The sequence below is a fragment of the Streptomyces sp. TLI_105 genome (assembly GCF_900105415.1).
In the GTDB taxonomy this organism is placed as follows: domain Bacteria; phylum Actinomycetota; class Actinomycetes; order Streptomycetales; family Streptomycetaceae; genus Streptomyces.
Window position 1 is genome coordinate 4,551,421 of record NZ_FNSM01000001.1, and the last position, 18,556, is coordinate 4,569,976.

At 70.7% G+C, this 18,556-nt stretch carries 20 protein-coding genes; 11 read left to right on the plus strand and 9 right to left on the minus strand.

The genetic code is table 11. From position 1 onward, the window contains the following. Positions 1–23: 23 nt before the first annotated feature. Positions 24–566: a DinB family protein gene (locus BLW86_RS20840; RefSeq protein ID WP_093875433.1), complete on the plus strand. Its 543-nt coding sequence runs from the start codon at positions 24–26 to the stop codon at positions 564–566. A 23-nt stretch (positions 567–589) separates the two neighbouring features. After that, a complete protein-coding gene (locus BLW86_RS20845; RefSeq protein WP_093875434.1) occupies positions 590–1,207 on the plus strand; it encodes a PadR family transcriptional regulator in 618 nt (205 codons plus the stop codon). A gap of 29 nt (positions 1,208–1,236) precedes the next feature. On the opposite strand, the gene BLW86_RS20850 is transcribed toward BLW86_RS20845, so the two are convergent. Continuing rightward, the gene (locus BLW86_RS20850; RefSeq protein ID WP_093875435.1) at positions 1,237–2,511 is read right to left on the minus strand and encodes an ion channel protein; all 1,275 of its coding nucleotides are present in this window, start codon (positions 2,509–2,511) and stop codon (positions 1,237–1,239) included. Between the two features lie 148 nt (positions 2,512–2,659). Between BLW86_RS20850 and BLW86_RS20855 the strand changes: the two genes are divergently transcribed. Next, positions 2,660–3,421 (plus strand): MerR family transcriptional regulator, encoded by a 762-nt coding sequence (locus BLW86_RS20855; RefSeq protein ID WP_093875436.1) that lies wholly within the window; start codon positions 2,660–2,662, stop codon positions 3,419–3,421. 173 nt (positions 3,422–3,594) lie between these two features. Here the strand turns inward: BLW86_RS20855 and BLW86_RS20860 are convergent, their stop codons facing one another. Further along, complete coding sequence (locus tag BLW86_RS20860; RefSeq protein WP_030694594.1) at positions 3,595–3,963, minus strand: YbjQ family protein; 369 nt, start codon at positions 3,961–3,963, stop codon at positions 3,595–3,597. Between the two features lie 150 nt (positions 3,964–4,113). On the opposite strand from BLW86_RS20860, the gene BLW86_RS20865 reads away from it, so the two are divergent. Continuing rightward, positions 4,114–4,815: a DedA family protein gene (locus BLW86_RS20865; protein ID WP_093875437.1), complete on the plus strand. Its 702-nt coding sequence runs from the start codon at positions 4,114–4,116 to the stop codon at positions 4,813–4,815. Between the two features lie 6 nt (positions 4,816–4,821). Here BLW86_RS20865 and BLW86_RS20870 read toward each other — a convergent pair whose 3' ends face one another. After that, complete coding sequence (locus BLW86_RS20870; RefSeq protein WP_093875438.1) at positions 4,822–6,474, minus strand: threonine/serine exporter family protein; 1,653 nt, start codon at positions 6,472–6,474, stop codon at positions 4,822–4,824. A 118-nt stretch (positions 6,475–6,592) separates the two neighbouring features. Next, positions 6,593–7,084 (minus strand): inorganic diphosphatase, encoded by a 492-nt coding sequence (locus BLW86_RS20875; protein WP_015034462.1) that lies wholly within the window; start codon positions 7,082–7,084, stop codon positions 6,593–6,595. 102 nt (positions 7,085–7,186) lie between these two features. On the opposite strand from BLW86_RS20875, the gene dacB reads away from it, so the two are divergent. From dacB to BLW86_RS20910, 7 genes are all read left to right on the plus strand, one after another. Then, positions 7,187–8,584: a D-alanyl-D-alanine carboxypeptidase/D-alanyl-D-alanine endopeptidase gene (gene dacB, locus BLW86_RS20880; RefSeq protein WP_093875439.1), complete on the plus strand. Its 1,398-nt coding sequence runs from the start codon at positions 7,187–7,189 to the stop codon at positions 8,582–8,584. Positions 8,585–8,666: 82 nt separating this feature from the next. Then, on the plus strand, positions 8,667–9,806 hold the full coding sequence (locus tag BLW86_RS20885; RefSeq protein WP_093875440.1) for a zinc-dependent metalloprotease: 1,140 nt from the start codon (positions 8,667–8,669) through the stop codon (positions 9,804–9,806). Positions 9,807–10,014: 208 nt separating this feature from the next. Then, positions 10,015–11,013 (plus strand): tRNA lysidine(34) synthetase TilS, encoded by a 999-nt coding sequence (tilS, locus tag BLW86_RS20890; RefSeq protein WP_093875441.1) that lies wholly within the window; start codon positions 10,015–10,017, stop codon positions 11,011–11,013. A gap of 41 nt (positions 11,014–11,054) precedes the next feature. After that, positions 11,055–11,594, plus strand: a complete 540-nt coding sequence (hpt, locus tag BLW86_RS20895; protein ID WP_030219931.1) for a hypoxanthine phosphoribosyltransferase — start codon at positions 11,055–11,057, stop codon at positions 11,592–11,594. Positions 11,595–11,765: 171 nt separating this feature from the next. Continuing rightward, entirely contained in the window at positions 11,766–13,784 is a 2,019-nt protein-coding gene (ftsH, locus tag BLW86_RS20900) for an ATP-dependent zinc metalloprotease FtsH (protein ID WP_093875442.1), read from the plus strand. Between the two features lie 101 nt (positions 13,785–13,885). Beyond that, entirely contained in the window at positions 13,886–14,494 is a 609-nt protein-coding gene (gene folE / locus BLW86_RS20905) for a GTP cyclohydrolase I FolE (RefSeq protein ID WP_093875443.1), read from the plus strand. Positions 14,495–14,560: 66 nt separating this feature from the next. Continuing rightward, positions 14,561–15,550 (plus strand): hypothetical protein, encoded by a 990-nt coding sequence (locus BLW86_RS20910; protein WP_256341378.1) that lies wholly within the window; start codon positions 14,561–14,563, stop codon positions 15,548–15,550. Positions 15,551–15,553: 3 nt separating this feature from the next. On the opposite strand, the gene BLW86_RS20915 is transcribed toward BLW86_RS20910, so the two are convergent. The 5 genes from BLW86_RS20915 to folP all read right to left on the minus strand — a co-directional run bounded on the left by BLW86_RS20915 (position 15,554) and on the right by folP (position 18,516). Further along, positions 15,554–16,033 carry a DUF3180 domain-containing protein gene (locus BLW86_RS20915; RefSeq protein WP_093875444.1) on the minus strand — a complete coding sequence of 160 codons (480 nt, stop codon included), beginning with the start codon at positions 16,031–16,033 and terminating at the stop codon, positions 15,554–15,556. Positions 16,034–16,093: 60 nt separating this feature from the next. Beyond that, positions 16,094–16,693 carry a 2-amino-4-hydroxy-6-hydroxymethyldihydropteridine diphosphokinase gene (folK, locus tag BLW86_RS20920; RefSeq protein WP_093875445.1) on the minus strand — a complete coding sequence of 200 codons (600 nt, stop codon included), beginning with the start codon at positions 16,691–16,693 and terminating at the stop codon, positions 16,094–16,096. Next, entirely contained in the window at positions 16,690–17,049 is a 360-nt protein-coding gene (gene folB, locus BLW86_RS20925; protein WP_030694518.1) for a dihydroneopterin aldolase, read from the minus strand. The genes folK and folB overlap by 4 nt, the downstream gene beginning before the upstream one ends. A 121-nt stretch (positions 17,050–17,170) precedes the next feature. Beyond that, positions 17,171–17,659: a nuclear transport factor 2 family protein gene (locus BLW86_RS20930; protein ID WP_305632462.1), complete on the minus strand. Its 489-nt coding sequence runs from the start codon at positions 17,657–17,659 to the stop codon at positions 17,171–17,173. Beyond that, complete coding sequence (gene folP / locus BLW86_RS20935) at positions 17,656–18,516, minus strand: dihydropteroate synthase (RefSeq protein ID WP_093875447.1); 861 nt, start codon at positions 18,514–18,516, stop codon at positions 17,656–17,658. Before folP ends, BLW86_RS20930 begins: the two co-directional genes overlap by 4 nt. Positions 18,517–18,556 lie beyond the last annotated feature (40 nt).

An 18,556-nucleotide genomic window follows, 5' to 3' on the forward strand; every position in this document is an offset into this window, starting at 1 on the left:
CACAGCTACGTAAGGCGGAGATCATGGTTGCCCTTGTTCCCACGGAGGCCCACGGCGACGAGCGCGGCGCGTTCCTCAACTTCGTCGAGGCCCAGCGCGCGGCGCTCCGCCGCTCGCTCCTCGGGCTCACCGAGAAGCAGGCGGCGAGCCGCCCCAGCGCCAGCGAGCTCAGCCTCTCCGGCCTGCTCAAGCACGTCGCCGAGGTGGAGCTGAACTGGCTGCGCCTGGCCCAGCAGCGGCCGAACGAGCGGCAGCGCACCGAGGAGACCTGGGGCGAGGCCTTCCGGCTCGTGGACGGCGAGACGGTCCCGGACGTCGTCGCGTTCTGGGAGGACGTGGCGAAGCAGACGGAGGAGTTCGTCCGCTCCGTGCCGAGCCTGGACGACACCTTCCCGCTGCCGCCCGCGCCCTGGTTCCCGAAGGACGGGCGGGTGTCGGTGCGCTGGATGCTGCTGCACCTGGTCCAGGAGATGGGTCGGCACGCCGGCCACGCGGACATCGTCCGGGAGTCCCTGGACGGCAAGGGCTCGTTCGACCTGATCGCGGAGGAGAACGGCACCGCTTAGTCAAGATTGACTAACATGGGGGCATGTCGGCGATCCGTCTTCTCGTCCTGGGCGCGGTCAAACAGCACGGCCGCGCCCACGGCTACCAGGTACGCAACGACCTGGAGTACTGGGGCGCGCACGAGTGGTCCCACGCCAAACCCGGCTCGATCTACCACGCGCTGAAGCAGATGGCGAAGCAGGGGCTGCTGCACGCGCACGAGGTCGCGCCGAGCACGGTGGGCGGGCCGCCGCGCGTCGAGTACGAGCTGACGGAGGCCGGTACGGAGGAGTACTTCGCGCTGCTGCGCGAGGCGCTGACCACGTACGACCAGAAGACGGACGTCCTGTCGGCGGCCATCGGCTTCATGGTGGACCTGCCCCGCGAGGAGGCCGTGGAGCTGCTGCGCCGGCGGGTGAGGGGGCTCGACGAGTGGCGGGCGGAGGTCACCGGGTACTACACGCCGGAGGGCGGTCCGGAGCAGCTCGGGCACATCGGCGAGATCATGCACTTCTGGGTCCACTCGGCGGACGCCGGCAAGGAGTGGACGCTGGGCCTGATCGAGCGGATCGAGGGCGGGGCGTACGTGTTCGCGGGCGAGGGCGAGCCCTTCGTCGGGGTGCTCGCGGAGGGCGAGGAGAACCCGTACGCGAACCCGTAGGGGACCTGGCGCCGCGGCCGGCCGGGTGGTCAGCGCAGGGCGTTGCCCTGGTGGTCGAGTTCGAGCTGCGGGCGGCCGGTGACGATCAGCCAGGCGGGGAGCGAGGCCAGGCAGAGCAGGGCGAGCATCGCGGGGGAGGCGGCGAGGACGGCGCCCGTGAAGAGGCTGATCCAGCCCTGCCGGGTGGTGGCGAGCAGGACGCCGAGGACGGCGGAGGAGACGGCGACGGCCGGATGGACCTCGGGGACGAGGGCCTGGGCGAGCAGCCCGAAGGCGGCGCCGACGAAGACGGCGGGGAAGATCCGGCCGCCCCGGAAGCCGCAGGAGGCGGCGACGACGAGGGCGAGGAGTTTGACGACGGCGAACTTCGCGAGTTCGCCGGAGGACCAGCCGCCGATCGAGGCGGCGAGCTCCTTGGTCTCCTCCAGCCCCTTGAAGAGGGTCAGGTGCCCGCCCAGGGCGCCCAGGAGGCCGAGGACGAGGCCGCCGAGGGGCAGCATCAGCATGGGGTGCCGCAGACGCCGGAAGGCGGCGTGGACGTGGGGGAAGAGGTAGCAGGAGGCGAGGCCGAAGACGGCCGCGGCGGAGGCGATGACCAGAGCCGCGAGGAGGTCGCCGAAGCCGGGATCGGTCAGCGGCGGGAGTCCCATGTCGAAGCTGGGCTCGGCGAGCAGCTGGGTGGTCATCGCGCCGGTGCCCGCGGCGGCGAGCGGGGCGAAGAGCCGGTCCCAGAGGGAGCCGCGGCCCGGCCGGCCGACGAGGGCCTCGGAGATGACGAGGGCGGCCGCCACGGGGGTGCCGAAGAGGGCGCCGATGGTGGCGGCCGAGGCGAGCGCGACCCAGGAGGCGCCCGGCACGGAGGGGGCCGCCCTGTGGCCGAGCCAGTAGGTGAGGGCGATGTTGGCGGCGATGATCGGGTTCTCGGGGCCGAGGCTGACGCCGCCGGCCAGCGTGAGGGTGCTCGCGAGCAGCACCCCCGGCACCACGCCGGGGGAGAGCGGTGCCTCGCCGAGCCCCTCGGAGGCCGGGTCGGGTCCGGCGTGGCCGGGCACCTTCCACACGACGAGGCCCACGGCGATGCCCGCCGCCGTGAGCATGACGATCATCCAGAGGGAGGAGTAGTTCCCGATGCCGAGCGCGTCCGGCAGGTCGTTCCAGAGCACGTGCTGGAACTCCTCGGCGAGGGCGCTGATCCCCAGGAACAGAAGGCTCGCCCCCACCCCGACGAGCAGGGCGGGCAGGACCTGGGAGAGCAGGAGCCGGGCGGGCGCCTTCACGGGAGGCGGAGCATGATCGGTGGCCACCGCCCCACCATAAGTGAGCAAAAGAGACACAACGCCCCGAACCGCTCGCCGAGGGCGGCGAGGCCAACACCCGGGCGGGCACTTGCACCTCACGTCGCGTCAGGACCCAGGCTGAACGGCGTACCGACTGAGAAAGGGCGGACGGCCGATGGGCTACTCCGTGGGACAGGTGGCCGGCTTCGCCGGGGTCACGGTGCGCACCCTGCACCACTACGACGCGATCGGGCTGCTCTCGCCGAGCGGCCGCAGCACGGCGGGCCACCGCCGCTACGACGACGCGGACCTCGACCGGCTCCAGCAGATCCTGTTCTACCGGGAGCTCGGCTTCCCCCTCGAAGAGGTCGCCGTCCTCCTCGACGACCCGCACGCCGACCCGCAGGAGCACCTGCGGCGCCGGCACACGCTGCTGACCGCGCGGATCGGCGAGCTCCAGAGGATGGCGGCGGCCGTCGAGCACGCCATGGAGGCGAAGAAGATGGGCATCAACCTCACGCCCGAGGAGAAGTTCGAGGTCTTCGGGGACAAGGACCCCGAACGGTTCGCGGAGGAGTCCGCCCGCCGCTGGGGCGGCACACACTCCCACGAGCAGGCCCAGGCCCGCGCCGCCGCGTACGGCAAGGAGGACTGGCAGCGGATGAAGGACGAGGTGGACGCCTGGGGCGCCGCCTACGCCGCCCTGATGGACGAGGGCCGGGACCCGGGGTCCGAGGAGGCGATGGACCTCGCCGAGGCCCACCGCCGCCACCTCACCACCTGGTTCTTCGACTGCCACCCCAGGACCCATGTGGAGCTCGCCGAGATGTACGTCGCCGACGAGAACTTCCACGCGTTCTACGAGTCGATCCACCCCGGCCTCCCCGAGCACCTGCGGGAGGCCGTCCGGGCGAACGCCGACCGCCGGGCCGCCTGACGGTCGCCGGACGCCGGACGCCGGACGCCGGACGCCAGTCGCCGGGTGGCCTGACGTACGCCGGGCCGCCTGACGGACACCGGACACCGGACCACCTGACGGACGCCGGTCGCCGGACGCCGGACGCCGGGCCGCCTGACGAACGGCGCCCGGCACCGTACGAGAACCCCGCCTCAGGCGCGCGGCGCGATCACCACCGCCGTGCCGTACGCGCACACCTCCGTGCCCACGTCCGCCGCTTCCGTCACGTCGAAGCGGAACATGAGCACCGCGTTCGCGCCGCGCGCCTTCGCCTGCTCCACCAGACGCTCCATCGCCTGGTTGCGGGTCTGCACGAGGGTCTTCGTCAGGCCCTTCAGCTCACCGCCGATCATCGACTTCAGCCCCGCGCCGATCTGACTGCCCAGATGGCGGGAGCGGACGGTGAGCCCGAAGACCTCACCGATCACCTGCCGGACCTCGAAACCCGGCACGTCGTTCGTCGTCACGACCAGCACGTCGGGGTGCGGTCCCTGACCGCCCCCGTACTCCTCGATGCCCATCGGCATGCACCTCCTGACCCCCAAGCCTCGGGCCGACGCGGCGGGTCCGCATCCCGTGGAGCCGGGTGGAACCGGGCGCTCCCGGCCCGCGTTGATAGCTTGGGGCCAGCCGTCCCCCAAGCCCCCACCGACCGCAGGAGCCCGGAACCCGTGAACACGCTTGCCCTCGGACCGAGCTGGCTGGACCCGGACTATCTGATCCAGACCTTTGGTCTGATCGGTGTCCTGGTCATCGTCTTCGCCGAGTCCGGCCTCCTCATCGGGTTCTTCCTGCCCGGCGACTCACTGCTCTTCACCACCGGCCTGCTCGTCACCACCGGCAAGCTCGACACACCGCTGTGGCTGGTGTGCACCCTGGTGGTGGCCGCCGCCGTCCTCGGCGACCAGGTCGGCTACCTCTTCGGCCGGAAGGTCGGCCCCTCCCTCTTCAAGCGCCCCGACTCCAAGCTCTTCAAGCAGGAGAACGTCGAGAAGGCGCACGAATTCTTCGAGAAGCACGGCCCGAAGTCGCTGATCCTGGCCCGCTTCGTGCCCATCGTCCGGACGTTCACGCCGATCATCGCCGGCGTGAGCCGGATGAACTACCGCTCGTTCATCATCTTCAACCTCATCGGCGGCCTGCTGTGGGGCGCGGGCGTGACCCTGCTCGGCGCCTCCCTCGGCAAGGTCGAGTTCGTCCACAAGCACATCGAGCTGATCCTCGTCGGGATCGTCCTGATCTCCGTGATCCCCGTCGCGATCGAGCTCCTCCGCGCCCGCTCCCAGTCGAAGAAGAACCAGGCCCGCAGCGACCACGACGCCCCCGGCACCCCGAACCCCCCGGGCTCCCGGGGCCGCCACGCCAAGCGATAGCAGCCGCTAGAAGCCCCGGGTGCGCTTCGCCGCGCGCCGTGCCGCCGCCGCGCCCGGGGCCTGCATGAACAGGCGGGCCAGCTCGCTCCCCAGGTTCACGCCGATCGCGATCGCCAGGGCGAGCGCCGCCGCCTTCGCGAGCGAGGCGAAACCCTGGTCCAGATTGTGCTGGGCGATCGCGAGCACCCCGAAGTACGTCGCCGAACCGGGCAGCAGCGGCCCGATCGCCGCCGTCACGTACGGCAGCGACGAGGTGTGGTGATAGCGGGCGATCAGCTGCCCGAAGAGACCCACCAGACCGGCCGCCACCGCCGTCGCCATCACCGCCGACGCCTCGGCGGTCACCGCGATCGACGCGTACACCACCCACGCCACCCCGCCGTTCAGCGTCGCGAAGAGCACCGTCGCCCGCGACTGCTGCAGCAGGATCGCGAAGGTCGCGCACAGCACCATCGACGCCAGGATCTGCACCACCGGCCGCTCCACCGGCCGCATCACCCCCTCCGGGTTCAGCTGCGCGTCGAACTGCACCGCCACGTACAGCACCGACAGCACGCCCACCACGATCGCCACGAAGAAGTACGCGACCTCGAGCAGCCGGGCCGAGGCCGTGATGTAGAAACCGGTCAGACCGTCCTGCACGGCCGCGACGAGCGCCCGCCCCGGAATCAGCGCGAACAGCCCACCGGTGATCACCGCCGAAGGACGCAGATCCGCGTGCAGCAGCGTCAGGAGCACCCCCATCGCCGCCGGCGGCATCGCCGCCACCAGGAACTGGTAGAACTCCGGCATCCCGCGCCCCGCGAACAACCACGCCAGCCGGTCGCCGAGGACCGCGCCGAGCGCCGCCACGAAGAAGACCGTCGGACCACCGCCGAGCAGCACCGAGGCCGCACCGGCCAGGACACCGGCCGCCGTCGTCAGGGCCCAGCCCGGATACGGATGCCGGTTCCGCCGGATCTCCGCGAGCCGCCGGTACGCCTCCTCCGGCGTCACCTCGTGCGCCTGCGCGTTGATGTCCGCCAGCAGCTGGTAGACGGCCGCGAGCCGCGTGTAGTCCGTGCCCCGGCGGCGCACCGTCCGGTTCGCCGTGACCGGATCGTCCACCAGCGAGGGCTGATAGGTGACGGACAGCAACGTGAAGGTGACCGTCGGCTCCACCCGGTCCAGACCGTACGAACGGCAGATCGCGAACATCGCCGCCTCGACGTCCTCCGCGCCCTCCCCGCCCGCGAGCAGCAGCTCGCCGATGCGCAGGGTCAGGTCGAGCACACGCGGCACCGAGGGCCCGGACTCGTCCTCCTTGCGGAGCGCCTCCGGCACCGGCCGCTCACCCACCGGCAGCCGCAGCATCGTCCGCATCCGGTCCTGCCACGGCGCGTCCTGCGAGAGCCGCACCAGCGGCACCCCGTACGCCGGGGTGAACGCGGGCGGCGAGTCCTTCGCCGAATAGGTCGCCGGCGGGGCGAACGCCGAACCCTCCGGCTCCTGCGGCGGCTCCGGCACCAGACCGGGCGGAAGGGCGAACTCCGAGGTCGGGTGCTCCTCCTCGGCCGGCACGGGCTGCTCCACCCCCGCCGGCGGCACGAACGCGCTCCGCGCCTCGTCCGACTGCGGCTTCCGGTCCTCAGGAGCACCGTCCTCCGGCTCCGCCACCACTCTCTCCGCCCTCATCCCCGGGGAATCCTGGATTCCAGTATGAAGGTGCGACAGACACGCGAAAGGCGGTGCACCCCCAAGAGGTGCACCGCCTTCACATCAGCCCGGGCCCAGGGGCTCAGTGGCCGCCCTGCTCCTTGGCACGCGCGTACGACTTCTCGATCTCGGCCTCGGCCTCGGCGCGACCGACCCAGTCGGCACCCTCGACCGACTTGCCCGGCTCCAGGTCCTTGTAGACCTCGAAGAAGTGCTGGATCTCCAGGCGGTCGAACTCCGCCACGTGGTGGATGTCCCGCAGGTGCTCCATGCGCGGGTCCGTCGCCGGCACGCACAGCAGCTTGTCGTCGCCGCCGGCCTCGTCCGTCATGCGGAACATGCCGATGGCGCGGCACTTGATCAGACAGCCCGGGAAGGTGGGCTCGTCGAGGATCACGAGCGCGTCCAGCGGGTCGCCGTCCTCACCCAGGGTGTTCTCGACGTAGCCGTAGTCGGTCGGGTAGGCCGTCGAGGTGAAGAGACGACGGTCCAGGCGGATGCGACCGGTCTCGTGGTCGACCTCGTACTTGTTCCGCGATCCCTTCGGGATCTCGATGAGAACGTCGAACTCCACGGGTGGCTCCTCCTGAATCAACACAAGTGAATGCTCGCGACGACGCGCGGTGATTAAGTGTCCCTCACGCACGTGTGTGATCGCGAAAGGGGCTGGTCAGCAATGCCGGAGCCGAGGACGTGGCAGCTCACGGCGGGCTCCGCCGCCCTCGGTCTCGCCCTGGCCGCCGTGGCGGTGACCGCGGCCGGACCGTGGGACGGAGGCCAGCGTACGGCCGAGCGGGCCCGCGCCGCCGCCCCCACGACGGGTGGCACGCATCACGCCCCGCCCCCCGCCCCCGCCGCACCCCGCCGCCCCGCGCCCGCCCCCAGCGCCCCCGGCGTCCTCACCGCCCTCCACGCCCCGGCCCCCACCACGCGCACCACCGACCTCGCCGCCGTCCTCGTCCCCCTCCTCGCCGACCCCGGCCTCGGCACGCTCCGCACCGCCTCCGTCGTCGACACCGCCACCGGAAAACAGCTGTACGGCGAGGGCGCCACCACCCCCATGACCCCCGCCTCCACCGTCAAGATCGCCACCACCGCGGCCGCGCTCTCCGCCCTCGGCCCCGACCACCGCATCCCCACCACCGTCACCGCCGCCCCCGACGGCAGAAGCATCACCCTCACCGGCGGCGGCGACCCCACCCTCGACCCCGCCCGCCTGGGGACCCTCGCCACCGACACCGCCCACGCCCTCAAGACCCGCGGCCACACCTCCGTACGCCTCGCCTACGACACGAGCCTCTACCGGGGCCCCGCACTCCACCCCATCGGCCCCAACGAGAACCTCGCCCCCGTCGTCGCCCTCATGACCCGCGAAGGCCGCCTCGACGACAGCACCGACGGCCCCGCCCCCCGCACCCCCGACCCCGCCGGCGACACCGCCACCGCCTTCGCCCGGCTCCTCACCGAGGCCGGCATCACCGTCACCGGCAACCCCGCCCCCGGACCCACCCCCAAGACCGCCCCCCTCGCCCGCACCGAATCCGCCCCCCTCGCCGACCTCGTCGAACACACCCTCACCCACAGCGACAACGACCTCGCCGAGGCCCTCGCCCGACAGACCGCCCTCGCCCGCAAGCAGCCCGCCAGCTTCCAGGGCGCCGAGAAGGCCGTACACGACGAGCTCGCCCGCCTCCGCCTCCCCGTCACCGGCGCCCGATTCGCCGACGGCAGCGGACTCGACCGCCGCGACCGCGTCTCCGCCGCCCTCCTCACCGGCCTCCTCACCCGAGCGGCCGACCCCACCCGCCCCGCCCTGCGCCCCCTCCTCACCGGACTGCCCGTCGGCGGCTTCACCGGCACCCTCGCCGGCCGCTTCGACACCGCCCCCGCGGGCGCCGGACTCGTCCGCGCCAAGACCGGCACCCTCACCGGCGTCAACACACTCGCCGGAACCGTCGTCACCCCCGACGGACACCTCCTCGCCTTCGCGTTCCTCGCCGGCCACACCCCCTCCCCGTACGAGGCACAGCCCGCCCTGGACCGGCTCTCCGCCGCCCTCGCCGGCCAGAAGTGACCACCGACCCACCCCCCGCCCACCCGTGTCCGAACCGCACCGAACCCTGACCGAACAGGCGCCGAACCCGTACGGTTGACGCATGACGAGCATCGGTGGCGCAGGCACATCCGGGATGGTCGACTGGAACCTCGCGGTCGCGACCGCGACCCGCCTCGTGCGGCCCGGACCCGAAGTCAGCCGCGACGAGGCCCGCGAGGTCGTCGCCGAACTCCGCAGACACGCCAAAGCCTCCGAGGAACACGTCCGCGCCTACACCCGGATGATCCCCGAAGGCACCGAACCCCACGACACCCCCGTCCTCGTCGTCGACCGCGCCGGCTGGATCAAAGCCAACGTCGCCGGCTTCCGCGAACTCCTCACCCCCCTCCTCGGCAAGATGCAGGAACGCCGCTCCACCACCCCCGGCAGCTCCGTCCTCGGCGCCGTCGGCGGCAAGGTCACCGGCGTCGAACTCGGCATGCTGCTCTCCTTCCTCGCCTCCCGCATCCTCGGCCAGTACGAGACCTTCGCCCCCGCCACCCGCGACCTCCCCGCCGGCGCCAACGGCGGCGGACGCCTCCTCCTCGTCGCCCCCAACATCGTCCACGTCGAACGAGAACTCGACGTCTCCCCCCACGACTTCCGGCTCTGGGTCTGCCTCCACGAAGAGACCCACCGCACCCAGTTCACCGCCGTCCCCTGGCTGCGCGACCACCTCCAGGGCGAAATCCAGTCGTTCCTCGCCGCCACCGACGTCGACCCCGGCACCGTCGTCGAACGCCTCCGCGAAGCCGTCCAGACCCTCACCGGCGGCCGCCCCGAAGGAGAAGAGGGCGAACCCGCCCCCTCCCTCGTCGAACTCGTCCAGACCCCCGAACAACGCGAGATCCTCGGCCGCCTCACCGCCGTCATGTCACTCCTCGAAGGCCACGCCGACTACGTCATGGACGGCGTCGGACCCCAGGTCGTCCCCTCCGTCACCGAGATCCGCGAGAAATTCCAGGCCCGCCGCGCCCGCGGCGCCTCCCGCCTCGACCTCGCCCTGCGCAGACTCCTCGGCCTCGACGCCAAACTCCGCCAGTACCGCGACGGCGAACGCTTCGTCCGCGCCGTCGTCGACCAGGTCGGCATGGACGGCTTCAACCGCGTCTGGACCTCACCCAACACACTCCCCACCAAGGCCGAGATCGCGGCACCCACCGACTGGATCGCGAGGGTGCACCGTAAAGCAGACTCCTGAGACAGATGCGGCACACGACACGGGAACACGTCAGAACACCCCACCAATCACCCATCCGAGGGACCCTGACCATGGGGTGAGGCGTGCAATGCTCGGGTAACGGCCGGGTTTCTGTCACCATCGACGCACTCTGAGTGACCGAACCCCCCTTTCCGACCGTTAAGACACCGACCGAGGCACCCCACCCCCATCACGAAGGGCACCGGACATGGGTCCCCATCCTGCGGTCGCGGCGATACGCCTGGCGGTCCGCCGCGTACTCCACGACGTCCTCACCGACCACACCACCGACCACGAACCACTCGTCCTCGTCGCCTGCTCCGGCGGCGCCGACTCCATGGCACTCGCCTCCGCCCTCGCCTTCGAGGCCCGCAAACTCCCCGTACGCGCCGGCGGCATCACCGTCGACCACGGCCTCCAGGACGGCTCCGACACCCGAGCCACCGAGGTCGCCGCACGCATGACCGCCCTCGGCCTCACCCCCGCCGAAGCCGTCACCGTCACCGTCGGCCGCGAAGGAGGACCCGAAGCCGCCGCCCGCGACGCCCGGTACGCCGCCCTCGACGCCGCCGCCGAACGCCACGGCGCCACCGCCGTCCTCCTCGGCCACACCCGAGACGACCAGGCCGAGACCGTCCTCCTCGGCCTCGCCCGCGGCTCCGGCATCCGCTCCCTCTCCGGCATGGCCGCCGTCTCCGGCACCTCCGGCCGCTACCGCCGCCCCTTCCTCCAGCTCGACCGCCAGACCGTCCGCAAAGCCTGCATCGCACAAGAACTCGCCGTCTGGGACGACCCCCACAACAGCGACCCCGCCTACACCCGCTCCCGGCTCCGCCACGAAGGCCTCCCCGCCCTCGAAAAAGCCCTCGGCAAAGGCGTCGTCGAAGCCCTCGCCCGAACGGCCCAGCTCTCCCGCGACGACGCCGACGCCCTCGACACCTGGGCCGCCGACGCCGAGACCGCCGTACGCGACGAGGCGGGCGCCCTCGAATGCGCCAAACTCCACGGGCTGCCCCCCGCCGTACGCCGCCGAGTCCTGCGCCGCGCCGTCATCGCCGAGGGCGCCCCCGCCGGCTCCCTCTTCGCCCGCCACATCGAAGAAGTCGACCGACTCATCACCGGCTGGCGCGGCCAAGGAGCCATCAACCTGCCCGGCAGAGTCGAAGCCCGCCGCCAGGGTGGCAGACTGGTCATCCGGCAAGGCTGACGCACGCTGCAACGAAAGTGACCCGGGTGAACGAGAAGGACATGGGCACCGACCTCCAGTCGGTACTCATCACCAAGGAAGAGATCGACGCCAAGCTGGCAGAGCTGGCCGCGAAGATCGACGCGGAATACGCGGGCAAGGACCTGCTCATCGTCGGCGTCCTCAAGGGCGCCGTGATGGTGATGGCGGATCTGGCACGCGCCCTTTCCACCCCCGTCACCATGGACTGGATGGCCGTCTCCTCCTACGGCGCCGGCACCCAGTCCTCCGGCGTCGTCCGCATCCTCAAGGACCTCGACACCGACATCAAGGGCAAGCACGTCCTGATCGTCGAGGACATCATCGACTCCGGCCTGACCCTGTCCTGGCTGCTGTCGAACCTCGGCTCCCGCGAGCCCGCCTCCCTCGAGGTGTGCACCCTCCTGCGCAAGCCGGAGGCCGCCAAGGTCGCCATCGACGTCAAGTGGATCGGCTTCGACATCCCCAACGAGTTCGTCGTCGGCTACGGCCTCGACTACGCCGAGAAGTACCGGAACCTTCCGTTCGTCGGCACGCTCGCCCCCCACGTCTACGGCGGCTGAGCCCTCGGCAGCACCGGGAACCCGCACCGCCTTCCCTCCGTTGAACCACGGGAAGGCGGTCGCGGGCGACGATGCTGAGGTACCGTCCGAAGAACAGCTTTTTCACACAGCAGCACTCACAGCAGCATTTTCCTACGGGCAGGAGGGACGGAGCGTCATCGCTCCGTATGGATGGACGTGAAGCGATACTTCCGTGGGCCGGTCATGTGGATCGTGCTGGCCGTCCTCGCCGTGGTCGTGCTGATGCAGGTCGTCGGCTCGTCCGAGGGCTACAAGACGGTGGACACCGGCCAGGTCGTCCAGGCGATCGACAAGAACCAGGTCAAGCAGGCAAAACTCACCACCGGTGATGAGCAGCTCATCAAGATCGACCTCATCGACGGTCAGAAGATCAACAAGAGCGACAAGCTCCAGGCCAGCTACATCGGCAGCCAGGGCGTGGACCTCGCCGACAAGCTCCAGGAGAAGTTCGAGGCCGGACAGATCGAGAAGGGCTACACCGTCTCCCCGACGAAGCAGTCGCCCTTCGTCTCGATCCTGCTCTCGCTCCTCCCCTTCGTCCTCATCGTGGTCGTCTTCCTCTTCCTGATGAACCAGATGCAGGGCGGCGGCTCCCGCGTCATGCAGTTCGGCAAGTCCAAGGCGAAGCTCATCACCAAGGACACGCCGAAGACCACGTTCGCCGACGTCGCCGGCGCGGACGAGGCCGTCGAGGAACTCCACGAGATCAAGGAATTCCTCCAGGAGCCCGCCAAGTTCCAGGCCGTCGGCGCCAAGATCCCCAAGGGCGTCCTGCTCTACGGCCCGCCCGGAACCGGCAAGACGCTCCTCGCGCGCGCCGTCGCCGGCGAGGCCGGGGTGCCGTTCTACTCGATCTCCGGCTCCGACTTCGTCGAGATGTTCGTCGGCGTCGGCGCCAGCCGCGTCCGCGACCTCTTCGAGCAGGCCAAGGCCAACGCCCCGGCGATCGTCTTCGTCGACGAGATCGACGCGGTCGGCCGCCACCGCGGCGCCGGCCTCGGCGGCGGCCACGACGAGCGCGAGCAGACGCTCAACCAGCTCCTCGTCGAGATGGACGGCTTCGACGTCAAGGGCGGCGTCATCCTGATCGCCGCCACCAACCGACCCGACATCCTCGACCCGGCGCTCCTGCGCCCCGGCCGCTTCGACCGGCAGATCGCCGTCGACCGCCCCGACATGCAGGGCCGCCTGGAGATCCTCAAGGTCCACCAGAAGGGCAAGCCGGTCGCCCCGGACGTCGACCTCGGCGCCGTCGCCCGACGCACCCCCGGCTTCACCGGCGCGGACCTCTCCAACGTCCTCAACGAGGCAGCGCTCCTCACCGCGCGCGGCGATCAGAAGCTGATCGACAACCACGCGCTCGACGAGGCGATCGACCGCGTGGTCGCGGGCCCGCAGAAGCGGACCCGGATCATGTCGGACAAGGAGAAGAAGATCACCGCGTACCACGAGGGCGGCCACGCCCTCGTCGCGGCGGCCTCCCCCAACTCCGACCCCGTCCACAAGATCACCATCCTGTCCCGCGGCCGCGCCCTGGGCTACACGATGGTCCTGCCGGACGAGGACAAGTACTCGACCACCCGCAACGAGATGCTCGACCAGCTCGCGTACATGCTGGGCGGCCGCGCGGCCGAGGAGCTCGTCTTCCACGACCCGACCACGGGCGCGGCGAACGACATCGAGAAGGCCACCGCCACCGCCCGCGCCATGGTCACGCAGTACGGCATGACCGAGCGGCTCGGCGCCATCAAGTTCGGCGGCGACAACACCGAGCCCTTCCTCGGCCGCGAGATGGCGCACCAGCGCGACTACTCCGAAGAAGTCGCCGCGCTGGTCGACGAAGAGGTCAAGAAGCTCATCGAGACCGCCCACAACGAGGCCTGGGAGATCCTCGTCGAGAACCGCGACGTCCTCGACAACCTGGTCCTCGCCCTCCTGGAGAAGGAGACGCTGGGCAAGGAGGAGATCGCCGAGATCTTCGCCCCCATCGTCAAGCGCCCGGCCCGCCCGGCCTGGACCGGCTCCAGCCGCCGCACCCCGTCCACGCGTCCGCCGGTGCTCTCCCCCAAGGAGCTCGCCCTGACGAACAGCGCGAACGGCTCGGCGACCCCGGCGGTCGACACCACCAAGGGCATCGACATCGCCCCGGTCGACACCCCCGAGGACTGACCTCCCCGGGACCCCGGAATGGAAGCCGCGCCCCCACAGGTTCTAGCCTGTGGGGGCGCGGCTCTTTCGCGCGCACACAGTCAGACGGAACGAGGCACAGGATGACCGACCCGGTGACGCTGGACGGCGAGGGCACGATCGGCGAGTTCGACGAGAAGCGCGCCGAGAATGCCGTACGGGAGCTCCTCATCGCGGTCGGCGAGGACCCGGACCGCGAGGGTTTGCGCGAGACGCCGGCGCGGGTGGCGCGGGCGTACAGGGAGCTGTTCGCGGGGCTACGGCAGACGCCCGAGGAAGTGCTCACGACAACGTTCGACCTCGGACACGACGAGATGGTCCTCGTGAAGGACATCGAACTGACGTCCATGTGTGAGCATCATTTGCTGGTATTCCATGGCGTAGCTCACATTGGTTACATTCCGGCTGAATCGGGCAAAATCACCGGCCTGTCGAAGCTGGCGCGCCTGGTCGACGTCTTCGCTCGCCGCCCCCAGGTGCAGGAGCGCCTGACCACGCAGATCGCCGACTCGCTGATGGAGATCCTGGAGGCGCGTGGTGCGATCGTCGTGATCGAGGCCGAACACATGTGCATGTCCCTGCGTGGGGTCCGCAAGCCCGGAGCGAAGACGACGACCTCGGCAGTACGTGGTCAACTTCGTGACGCTACTACACGTGCTGAGGCTATGTCCCTGATATTGGCCCGGTCGTAGCGGACTGTCCACCTTGCTCCATACCGTCCTTGATCAGCGGAGCTCATCGCTGATCAAGGGGGCGGTATGGGGTACGGACCGACCAGCAAGATGCTGGTCAACCTGGTGGACGGCTGCGCGCAGGCCAAGAACGTGGTGCCGGGCAGCGTGATGTGGACGCTGGACGGCGACCGGACGGTGCAGACCACGGTCGTGGACGTGACGGCGGTGAAGGGGCGGCAGGCCGTCGACGTGGTCACGGACCACATGACCTTCACCGCCAGTCCGGATCTGCTGCTGCTCACCCCGGACGGGTGGAAGCGTGCGGCGGACGTGGCGGGGACGACGGTCGCCTGGACGCATGCGAAGAAGCTGTGCCGGGAGCGGCCGACGATCCGGCCGGGGTACGAGTTCGGCTATTTCGTCGGAGCCACCTGCGCGGACGGGACCGTCTACAAGAACTATGTGTCGCTGATCGTGAATGAGGAGGCCTTTGCGGCCCGGTACGCGACCGCGCTCATGGCCTGCACGGGACTCCCTGCCCGCCTGGAGGCGGTGACCAGGCCGTCCGGCTATCTGAAGCGTGACCTGCCCGGCTTCCGTGTACGGGTGGTCTCCTCGTACCTCTCCGATGCGATGAGGCACTACGTAGGTGGGGATGCCCACCACATGCGACAGCATTTCCCCCGGGTCGTGCTGCGGGACATCGATACCTTCCAGGGATTCCTGGACGGGTACATCGACGGCGACGGCCATCGCAGCAAGCACTGGAACGGGCGCGTGATCGCGAGCGCCAATGTGCCGTTCCTGACCGAGCTTGCGCCCATCATCGGGGCCCGGTTCACGCCGAACGCCAAAGGAGTCTCGCAGCTCTGCGTATCGGACCGCTGGGCCACCCGGGGCACCTTCACCCCCGAACACCACCCCCTAGACCCACCCGAGTCCTCCTGGATCAAGGTCCACGAGGTCCGCCCCCGTCCCGCCCTAGGCGCGAAGCCCTTCACCTTCTACGGGTACAAGCTCTCCCCGCACTCCACCTTCCTGGTGAACGGGCACCTCGCGCGCGAGCCCTGGTGAGGCCTAGGCCGTCGGGGCCCGGTTCTCGTCGTCGTCCTCCGGGAGTTTGCACACCCGCTCCAGGAAGAGGGCGGCGGCGATGACGGCGATGCCCGCCGCGACCGAGAAGGCCGCGTAGAGGGCCTGGTCGCGGCGGGCGGGGACGTCGAGGGAGCCGAGGAGGAAGACGCCCGTGCCGCCGTACATGCCGGCGACGAGGGCGGCGACCAGGGCGCTCGCCTGGCCGAAGACCACCGCGCGGGCCGCCATCAGGGGTTCGACGCCCTTGGCGCCGGGGCGGCGCTCGCGTTGGGCCTTGAGGCGGGCGCGGATGGAGAGGGCGGTCGCGGTGAGGACGACGGCGATGACGGCGAGGACGATGGGTGCGGCGATCGGCACGCTGGGGAGGGTGCCGACCGAGTCCCAGAGGCGGGCGGCGCCCCAGGAGAGGATGCCGGCGACCAGGAACAGTCCGGTGAGCACTTTCAGCCGCAGTTGTTTCACCGGGTGTCCTTCGTGTCGTCGTCGGTCGTGGTCGCCGGGCGGTCTCCCCGAGCGTAACGACTACTCGGGCAGACGGAGTTCCAGGTCGGCGCGGGGAGTGACGCCTTCGTGGCCGAGGGCGGTGAGGAGGTCGGCGACCGGGCCGTGGCCGGGGAGCTGGGCGTCGGGGTCGACGTCGTGCCAGGGGGCGAGGACGAAGGCGCGCTGGTGGGCGCGGGGGTGGGGGAGGGTGAGGACGGGGTCCTCGGAGATGACGTCGGCGTAGGTGATGATGTCGACGTCGATGGTGCGGGCGCCCCAGCGTTCTTCGCGGACCCGGTGGAAGGCTTCTTCGACGGCGTGGGCCCGTTCCAGGAGGGAGGAGGGCGGCAGTGTCGTCTTCACGAGGGCGACGGCGTTGAGGTAGGAGGGCTGGGTGTCGGGTTCGACGCCCCAGGGGGCCGTCTCGTAGACGGGGGAGACGGCTTTGACCCGGAGGCCGGGCGTGTCGCCGAGGGCGTCGATGGCGCCTTGGAGGGTCTCCAGGCGGTTGCCGAGGTTGGCGCCGAGGGCGAGGACGGCCCAGCGGGGGTTGGAGAGGGTGGTGTCGGCGGCGTCGACGGTGGCGACGACGGAGGCCGGTACGGGCTGGACGGTGGGGTCGCTCTGCGTCGGCTTCATCGTCGGCTCCGGGTGATCGTGATGGTCACGTCGTCGAAGGGCACGGTGATGGGTGCGTCGGGTTTGTGGACGACGACTTCCACTTCCTGTACCCCGGTGTGGCTGAGGCATTGCTGGGCGATGCGCTCGGCGAGGGTTTCGATGAGGTCGACGGGTTCGCCCTGGACGACGTCGACGACCTCTTCGGCGACGATGCCGTAGTGCACCGTCTTGCTGAGGTCGTCGTCGGCGGCGGCCGGGCGGGTGTCCAGGCCGAGGACCAGGTCCACGATGAAGGTCTGGCCCTCCTCGCGCTCCTTGGGGAAGACGCCGTGGTGGCCTCGGGCCTTGAGGCCGCGCAGCGCGACACGATCCACGCGAATCACTCCTGCTGTCGTAGTTCGGGTGGCCACGCAGCCGGGTGCGGACGGCCGGGTGTCCACTTCGAATCTACCTGCGGGGACCGACAGCGTTTGTCCGTGGGGGGCCGGGGGTGGGTCAGGCGGGGGGTTCGGTGGGTTCTGTGCCGGGCTCGGATCCGTCTGTTTCGTCCGTTTCGCCGAGGACGGGGGAGGCGTGGTGGGACCAGATCCGCCAGCCCGTGGGTGTGCGGCGGAAGACGTTGGTGGCGACGACGAGCTGGCCGACGAGGGGGCCGAGCTCGGCGCCGTCCTCGGCGGGTCCGCCGCTGAGGATGTTCTCGGTGCAGGTGACGAGGGCGGTGTCGTCGGCGAGGGAGATCCGGAGGTCGGTGAGGAAGAACTGGATGTAGTCGGTGTTCGCCATGATCAGGGCGTACGAGCGGAGCACCTCGCCGCGGCCGGTGAGGACGGGCCAGCCGGGGTGGACGCAGGTGATGGGGGTGGTGTCGTCGTCGAGCCAGAGGGTGGAGAGGCGTTCGAAGTCGCCGGTCTCCATGGCTTCGTAGAAGGCGGTGTTGGCGGCTTCGACGGCTGCTTCGTCGGTGGCTCGGTCCGTGTGGCTCACGCGGCTCCTTCGACGGCCCTGGCGACGCGTACGGCGTCGGCGGTGGCGCGTACTTCGTGGACGCGGACGGCCCATGCGCCGGTGTGGGCGGCGATGGCGGAGACGGCGGCGGTGGCGGCGTCGCGTTCGCGGGCGGGGGGTGGGGTGGTGCCTTCGCGGGTGAGGACGTGGCCGAGGAATCGTTTGCGGGAGGCGGCGACGAGGAGGGGGCGGCCGAGGGTGCGGAGCTCGGGGAGGTGGGCGACGAGGGCGAGGTCGTGGGGGGCGAGTTTGGCGAAGCCGAGGCCGGGGTCGATGACGATGCGTTCGGGGGCGATGCCGCCGTCGATGACGGCTTCCATGCGGGTGCGGAGTTCGGTGAGGACTTCGCCGACGACGTCGTCGTAGACGGCGAGGCTGTTCATGTTGTCGCTGAAGCCGCGCCAGTGCATGACGACGAAGGGGACTTCGGCGGCGGCGACGGCGGGGACCATGGCGGGGTCGGCGAGGCCGCCGCTGACGTCGTTGACGAGGACGGCGCCGGCTTCGACGGCGCGGGCGGCGACGGTGGCGCGCATGGTGTCGACGGAGACGGTGACGCCTTCGGCGGCGAGGCCGCGGACGACGGGGATGACTCGGCGGAGTTCTTCCTCCTCGTCGACGCGGGTGGCGCCGGGGCGGGTGGATTCGCCGCCGACGTCGACGAGGTCGGCGCCTTCGGCGACCAGGTCGAGGCCGTGTTTGACGGCGGCCGTGGTGTCGAACCAGCGGCCGCCGTCGGAGAAGGAGTCGGGGGTCACGTTGACCACGCCCATGACCGCGCAGCGGTCCCACTCCGGCAGGCCTCGGGCGGTGCCCCGGTCGATCGTCGTACTCATGTGTCCAGCGTAGGGCCCGGGGGCGATATCAGGCCGCGCG

Excerpts from the sequence above, each read along its gene's own strand:
- BLW86_RS20840 (WP_093875433.1), top strand. The coding sequence starts at position 24 with ATGGTTGCCCTTGTTCCCACGGAGGCCCACGGCGACGAGCGCGGCGCG.
- BLW86_RS20845 (WP_093875434.1), top strand. The coding sequence starts at position 590 with ATGTCGGCGATCCGTCTTCTCGTCCTGGGCGCGGTCAAACAGCACGGC.
- BLW86_RS20855 (WP_093875436.1), top strand. The coding sequence starts at position 2,660 with ATGGGCTACTCCGTGGGACAGGTGGCCGGCTTCGCCGGGGTCACGGTG.
- BLW86_RS20860 (WP_030694594.1), bottom strand. The coding sequence starts at position 3,963 with ATGGGCATCGAGGAGTACGGGGGCGGTCAGGGACCGCACCCCGACGTG.
- dacB (WP_093875439.1), top strand. The coding sequence starts at position 7,187 with ATGCCGGAGCCGAGGACGTGGCAGCTCACGGCGGGCTCCGCCGCCCTC.
- BLW86_RS20885 (WP_093875440.1), top strand. The coding sequence starts at position 8,667 with ATGACGAGCATCGGTGGCGCAGGCACATCCGGGATGGTCGACTGGAAC.
- tilS (WP_093875441.1), top strand. The coding sequence starts at position 10,015 with ATGGGTCCCCATCCTGCGGTCGCGGCGATACGCCTGGCGGTCCGCCGC.
- hpt (WP_030219931.1), top strand. The coding sequence starts at position 11,055 with ATGGGCACCGACCTCCAGTCGGTACTCATCACCAAGGAAGAGATCGAC.
- ftsH (WP_093875442.1), top strand. The coding sequence starts at position 11,766 with ATGGACGTGAAGCGATACTTCCGTGGGCCGGTCATGTGGATCGTGCTG.
- folE (WP_093875443.1), top strand. The coding sequence starts at position 13,886 with ATGACCGACCCGGTGACGCTGGACGGCGAGGGCACGATCGGCGAGTTC.
- BLW86_RS20910 (WP_256341378.1), top strand. The coding sequence starts at position 14,561 with ATGGGGTACGGACCGACCAGCAAGATGCTGGTCAACCTGGTGGACGGC.
- folK (WP_093875445.1), bottom strand. The coding sequence starts at position 16,693 with ATGAAGCCGACGCAGAGCGACCCCACCGTCCAGCCCGTACCGGCCTCC.
- folP (WP_093875447.1), bottom strand. The coding sequence starts at position 18,516 with ATGAGTACGACGATCGACCGGGGCACCGCCCGAGGCCTGCCGGAGTGG.